Here is a 5,199-nt window from a genome sequence, read left to right on the forward strand (position 1 = left end):
GCTAATCTCGATGGTTCCCTGGGAACCATGGTCCTGTTGATCTGTGTCTCGGCCGGGATGCTTTTTGCAGTCGGATTCGGCTGGTACTTCGGCAGATGGATGTCCTAATCCCGGCCGTCGCCTCTCCCTCGTAAAGGGGCGGCCCTCCTTGGGCGGCTCCCGGCCCGCTGTCGCGGCGCCGGGCCTTTTTTCGTTGAAAGGCCCGCCTATATTGTCGTGTCGCGTTGGCGCTGGGGATCGTCGCTGGGATTTTTGTCGACCCTTTCACTGGGGCCGTTTCCGCAGGCGTACTGTGGGGCGCGCTATCGAATTCGCCTCGCATTTCGAGATAGGTGAAACACCCCGCCCGCTGGCCTAACCGGCTCCTCCCTGTCGAACTCTGCCCGGCTCTCCATCTGGAGCGCCGGGGCACTTTGTCGTTTCCGTCCGATACCCTAGAACCGCTTTAAGAAGCGGGGGGGGATGGATTTTGCCATTTAGTTTCGCGTCACCGGAAGAGCTGGATATTCTTCAACGATCGCTGGACAGAGCCTGGGCGATGGTCGTTGAGCGGCACGGATCCGATCCATTGAAAGCGCCAGGCGAGCGGGAGCGGCTTGCCTATATAGTCGCGTCGCTTTGGCAACAGGGCGTTCATAGTTGCGTCGTTGAACAGGCGGTCGAAGAGTTCGAAGCGACCGCGCCCCAGCTAACCTGGCCCGTCAAGCCCGACACCGCATCACAATAGTACCCTCAGATCACAATTTTTCATTTCGGCGGCTTAAGCAGAAACGCGGAGACGGCACGTCGGCGTCGCTGCGTATGCACTTAAGTTGGCCCGGTCTCCGAAAGTGGATCGGGCCTTTTTGCGTTTTGGGGAACTGCCATCTTCGGCGCGTGTTCATGGCCAAAGGAGGATGCACCATGAATGCCCTGACTTTTTCTGCACTGATTGCTGCCGCGATCATGACGACCGCCTGCAACACCACCGAGCAGCGCGTCGGCGGAGCCGCGGTTGGAGCCGGCACCGGCGCAGCAGTAGGGGGCCCGGTTGGCGCGGTCGTCGGCGGAGCAGCGGGTGCCGTTACAGCGCCTACCGTTGTGCGGGCGACGCGACGCGCGACGCGCTGACCGGCTCGATGCCTTCGTTCCCGATGCAAGCGTGGCCTGCTGGTCTTCGGCCGGCCGGCGAGGCCTTTTCATGCTGTGGAGGTCATTCGAGTCGAACGACCCATGATCTGAAATTTTTTACTGGAATTGCGGAACCGAGCGGGTGAACTGATCGTTGGCTGTACGCCACTGGCGCGGTCAGCTGCGAGGTGGGGATGGTTCTTCTTGGCCATCGAAGGAGTCGGTCTAGCCCCCCAGCCGCCGGCTCCCTTTTTCTATTGCGGCTCGCGTGGCGCGGACACGCGTCCGATGACGGCAAGGTAGCGGTCGCTGGAATGCATGACTGCAACGACGAGATGCGTGCCGTCGTCGCAGACCACGCGGAGCCTGTAGAAGAGAGCGGCTGGATCGACGTCCGAGAGATCGCAGAAAAGGTACCCGGCGCGGGTATCGTCGGAGTTGCTGCCAAATTGGTAGTTGAGCGGGAGCGTCCGGTGTTTCGGGGTTAGGGCAAGCGACGTTTAACGTCCCAATTGCTCGGCATCTTCTGCGTCATTCCGGAACCTTGCGTTCAAGGTCGTGTTTTTATCATGCCGCGTTCGTAGCCGATGCTCATCAGTGAACCCGAAAATACGGAGAACGCTGCGCGGCTTCTTGCCGAGGCGCACGAGGTTATTTTCCGGGCTCTCATGACCCTCGCGCCCAGCCCAGGCGACCAGCCAAGGTGCCAACGGCGTGGCCGGTGCTTCCCGCCGATTGCAGCAGCTCAGCACAGAGATCATTGCGGTCCAAGACTGGCCCGATCGTGAGTTGCCGCACGGGAACCGTTCCGACTTTCCCCGGTTTTTGTCCTGCCGCTTTCGAGCGCCGGTGAAATCCTTCATCGGCGTGTTTAGGGGGCCATCCTCGGAAGGCGGTAGGGAGTCGCTTCACGGTCACCCCGATGCGGCTCCCTTCTTGCGCGTTTTGATGACGCTCACGATGAGCAGGTTGAAGATCGACCTGAGCGCGCCGAGCGTGTTGTCCGTCAACCGCAGATGGCGAACTTGGGTTCAATCACCTTGCTGATCGTCTGATTGACGGACACTTGCCACTACCGAATTCAGCCCGGTCTCGCCATGCGGGGCCGGGCTTTTTGCGTTTTGGAACCCAACGCGCTAGGTCGCGTTTTCAAGCCACATTTCAGAGAAGTGCTCGATCTCGAGCAAGGGGCTGGAGGCCCAAGCGAACCCCGCCACCACCATGGCGGGGTTCGTCGTTTTCGGTCGATCGGCCGTTCGCCTTGGAGCTCCGCATGCCGGTCGATCTCGGCGCGAAGACTTTGCCCAGTCTTACTTCGGCGGGCACGGGCGCTTCTACGGCTATTGCTTCGGCTGATGCTTGGCCTGCTCCTGGCTGGCCTTGGCGAGCATGGCCTCGAGCGCCACAAGCGCCGTCATCGGCAGGACGAGCAGGAGGTCGGAGTCACCGATTGTCTCGAATCTGATGAGGGCGTCGCCGCGCGGGTCGCCGCTCACTTGGACCATTGTCGGCTTCACAACCGGGATTTCAACAGACGGCTTCTCAGACATGGCGCTAGCGTAGCATCTGGATCGGAAGGCTCAATCTAGCAAATTTCGCCCTGTCACGCTTCAACTGGGCAGATTCCGGTCGTTCGTGGATCGTTCACGATTTCCAGCCATTCTATCCGAGCGCCTTCGATGCGGCGTGGCGCCGAGCTGCCGTTTTCTCCTCCCATGGCATGTGTGGCTCGGCGCCTTTTTTTACCTCGTCGCTAGGCGGGGGCGGGCTCGGTGCCAGCGAAGAGCAATGCCGTCCCGTTCGGGATTCTCAGCTTAGGTTTCCAAGCACGACCTGAACGATGGAATTGCCGTCACTGTGGCGCCGGATCCGGCTGTTGGTCGATGAGCCGGACCGCAGCGCGAGCGCGACCGGGCTACTTATCTCGCCGCGTCCTACACGCTGGCCGCTGGGAGCGGTATTCGCAGCGCTCAGCCGACGGCCCGAACAAGCGACCGACGCAAGTACGGCGCGCACTCCATACTGAGCACTGCCGCGACAAAGACGGCAAACGCTACAAGGTCGTCGTCTGGCGAGAATGGCCCGGCCTGTCGCTGACGTCCTACACGCTCGAAGATGGCACTCCCGTGCACTTTGAGGACGAGTGTTATTTCACACTGCCGTCCGGAATAATGCTCAGCCGCTGTGAGGACGAATGAGTGACCTCGAAGATGGTGAGGTCTCGTGATGCTGCGGCAGGATGTGAAGCGCGGCGGCGAACTCGTGGCTACCTACCAAATCGAGTATCCGGACCTGGCTGCGGCCCTTCGAGAAATTCGCGCCGATCTAAAAGCTGGTCGGCTTGAAGCGATGACGGTTGCCGGAAGGCAGCTGAGCGACGAGGAAATCACCGCTCTAAAAGAGCGATAGGCGGATTCTCGCACCCGCTTGAAAGCAGCTCAAGATGTTCTGCTACGACGTCACCGACGCAGGCCGAACCGTTTTCTATGACGCAGGCTGTGATGCCGCCATGGCCGCGAACGGCATTGTATCCTCCAACGCCGAGGTTTTCCTCCATCCGGGAGCAGGGGTGACACTCCCCCGTGGTTTCGAGGATCGCGGAACCGATTCTGAAGCGCTTATCCTTCAGTGCGAGCAGATTGATGCCGCGGGTGACGACATTCCGACGCAACTCGTCCAGGGATCCCTGTGTGTGGCCAAGGTAGCTGGCGATCGCGGCGAGGTGTTCACTCTGGATCAGAGTCACTTGGCGCTTGCCGGCGGCGCGGGTGTAGCGATCGCCAGCAAGCCCTTGGGAGACGTCAAAATCGGCCCTTTGGAGCGCGACCATTGGTTCGCTGCGTCCCGGTCGAACACCCAGCCACACAACCTGCCCAGTCTTCATGGGAGCGTTCAGGAGCCGCGCGAGCGGGGAGGAGGGGTGCAGAGGCATTGATCCTTCTCAGCTCCGGAATAAGCCCGATCGCTCAAGGAACGCTCGCATCAGCCCATAGCCGAAGCATTGGGCCGTCGTCTCCAACGACGGGATCCCGCGGCGGGAAGCTCAAGATTGCGATCCTCTGGATCATGGCCGACGTGGCTTCTTCACGCACGATGTCGCCGGTCTGACCGGGCGCGTATGCGCCGATAACGAGGAAATCGTCAGATTGGCTGAGACAGCGGTGACCTGTTCCGGCTGGCAGGACTACGACGTTCCCGGCTGTCACATCGACCTCCCGGCCGGTATCGCCACCCAGCATGAGCTTCGCGTGCCCTGCCGCGATGCCGAGGACTTCATGCCCCTGTGAGTGATAGTGATCGAATTCGTAGATCCCATCGCGCCATTGCGGCGGCCATCCATTTTCGGAGAACCGTTTTTCCATCAGCGTCGCCAGGTCGGCAGCATCGGGACCGAACGCCCCCTCATAGATCAGCGCGGGTAGCCTGGGATTGTTGGGCACGAAGCTCCAGGGCTCGAAACGCAGGGCGGTCACGGTGGTCTGCATAAACGGACATCTCCCAAGGACGAGCTTTTAACGCCGTCGCCGCATGGCCGTTCCTCGGGGGAGGCTGCTTTGATTCCCAGAACCCACCAAAAGGACCCTCAAGATCATTGACGACAAGCCTGGTATGATTGAGCCAGCGACTTGGTATGAGGACGTAATGAGCAACCATCGAACGCGCCGCCCAATGAGCGCTCGCGACAAGGCGGAAGCCCTTTTCGCCGCGCCGAAGGTGGCGCCACCTGCGCAAATCGAGAAGCGTACCGTTCTGCCGGGCGCCAAGGAAATGGTTACTCTTCGGATCAACAGCGAAGTACTGGCGCACTTTCAGGATGGCGGCCCCGGTTGGCAGGACGGGATCAACGACGCTCTCAGAAAGGCGATGCCAGCAACCCTCGACGACGGACTGAGGCCGGAAGAGCTAAACTCGTCGAACGACGGCTGATCATAAGGCCAGCGAATTGGCTGATCGCGCTCACCAAGCCGAAGCCCGCGCCCTAGCCGCGAAGCCGCGCTCGCTGCGGCAGAGCTGGCGCTGTGCAACCTGATGAACGCCGCCGGGCACTACAAGGCCACGCATTCCGAGATTGACCGCGAGGCCCTGTCT

6 protein-coding genes are annotated in these 5,199 nt (G+C 61.1%); 3 read left to right on the top strand and 3 right to left on the bottom strand.

Features of this window, described 5'->3' with window-relative positions; genetic code table 11:
* The first annotated feature begins 903 nt into the window (after positions 1-903).
* Positions 904-1,110 (top strand): hypothetical protein, encoded by a 207-nt coding sequence (locus AC1DDA_RS27245; RefSeq protein WP_441514576.1) that lies wholly within the window; start codon positions 904-906, stop codon positions 1,108-1,110.
* A gap of 1,340 nt (positions 1,111-2,450) precedes the next feature.
* Here the strand turns inward: AC1DDA_RS27245 and AC1DDA_RS27250 are convergent.
* A complete protein-coding gene (locus AC1DDA_RS27250) occupies positions 2,451-2,660 on the bottom strand; it encodes a hypothetical protein (RefSeq protein WP_441514568.1) in 210 nt (69 codons plus the stop codon).
* A gap of 676 nt (positions 2,661-3,336) precedes the next feature.
* Here AC1DDA_RS27250 and AC1DDA_RS27255 point away from each other — a divergent pair.
* Positions 3,337-3,519: a hypothetical protein gene (locus tag AC1DDA_RS27255; RefSeq protein WP_476798079.1), complete on the top strand. Its 183-nt coding sequence runs from the start codon at positions 3,337-3,339 to the stop codon at positions 3,517-3,519.
* Here AC1DDA_RS27255 and AC1DDA_RS27260 read toward each other — a convergent pair.
* Both AC1DDA_RS27260 and AC1DDA_RS27265 read right to left on the bottom strand, forming a co-directional pair.
* Positions 3,497-3,994: an MOSC domain-containing protein gene (locus tag AC1DDA_RS27260; protein WP_476798080.1), complete on the bottom strand. Its 498-nt coding sequence runs from the start codon at positions 3,992-3,994 to the stop codon at positions 3,497-3,499. The two genes, AC1DDA_RS27255 and AC1DDA_RS27260, sit on opposite strands and share 23 nt — an antisense overlap.
* Positions 3,995-4,076: 82 nt before the next feature.
* Complete coding sequence (locus AC1DDA_RS27265) at positions 4,077-4,595, bottom strand: cupin (RefSeq protein ID WP_476798081.1); 519 nt, start codon at positions 4,593-4,595, stop codon at positions 4,077-4,079.
* A 184-nt stretch (positions 4,596-4,779) separates the two neighbouring features.
* Here AC1DDA_RS27265 and AC1DDA_RS27270 point away from each other — a divergent pair, with 184 nt between their 5' ends.
* Positions 4,780-5,037 carry a BrnA antitoxin family protein gene (locus AC1DDA_RS27270; RefSeq protein WP_476798082.1) on the top strand — a complete coding sequence of 86 codons (258 nt, stop codon included), beginning with the start codon at positions 4,780-4,782 and terminating at the stop codon, positions 5,035-5,037.
* The last annotated feature ends 162 nt before the right edge of the window (positions 5,038-5,199 follow it).

The sequence above is a fragment of the Allobosea sp. 10N428 genome, assembly GCF_056394545.1.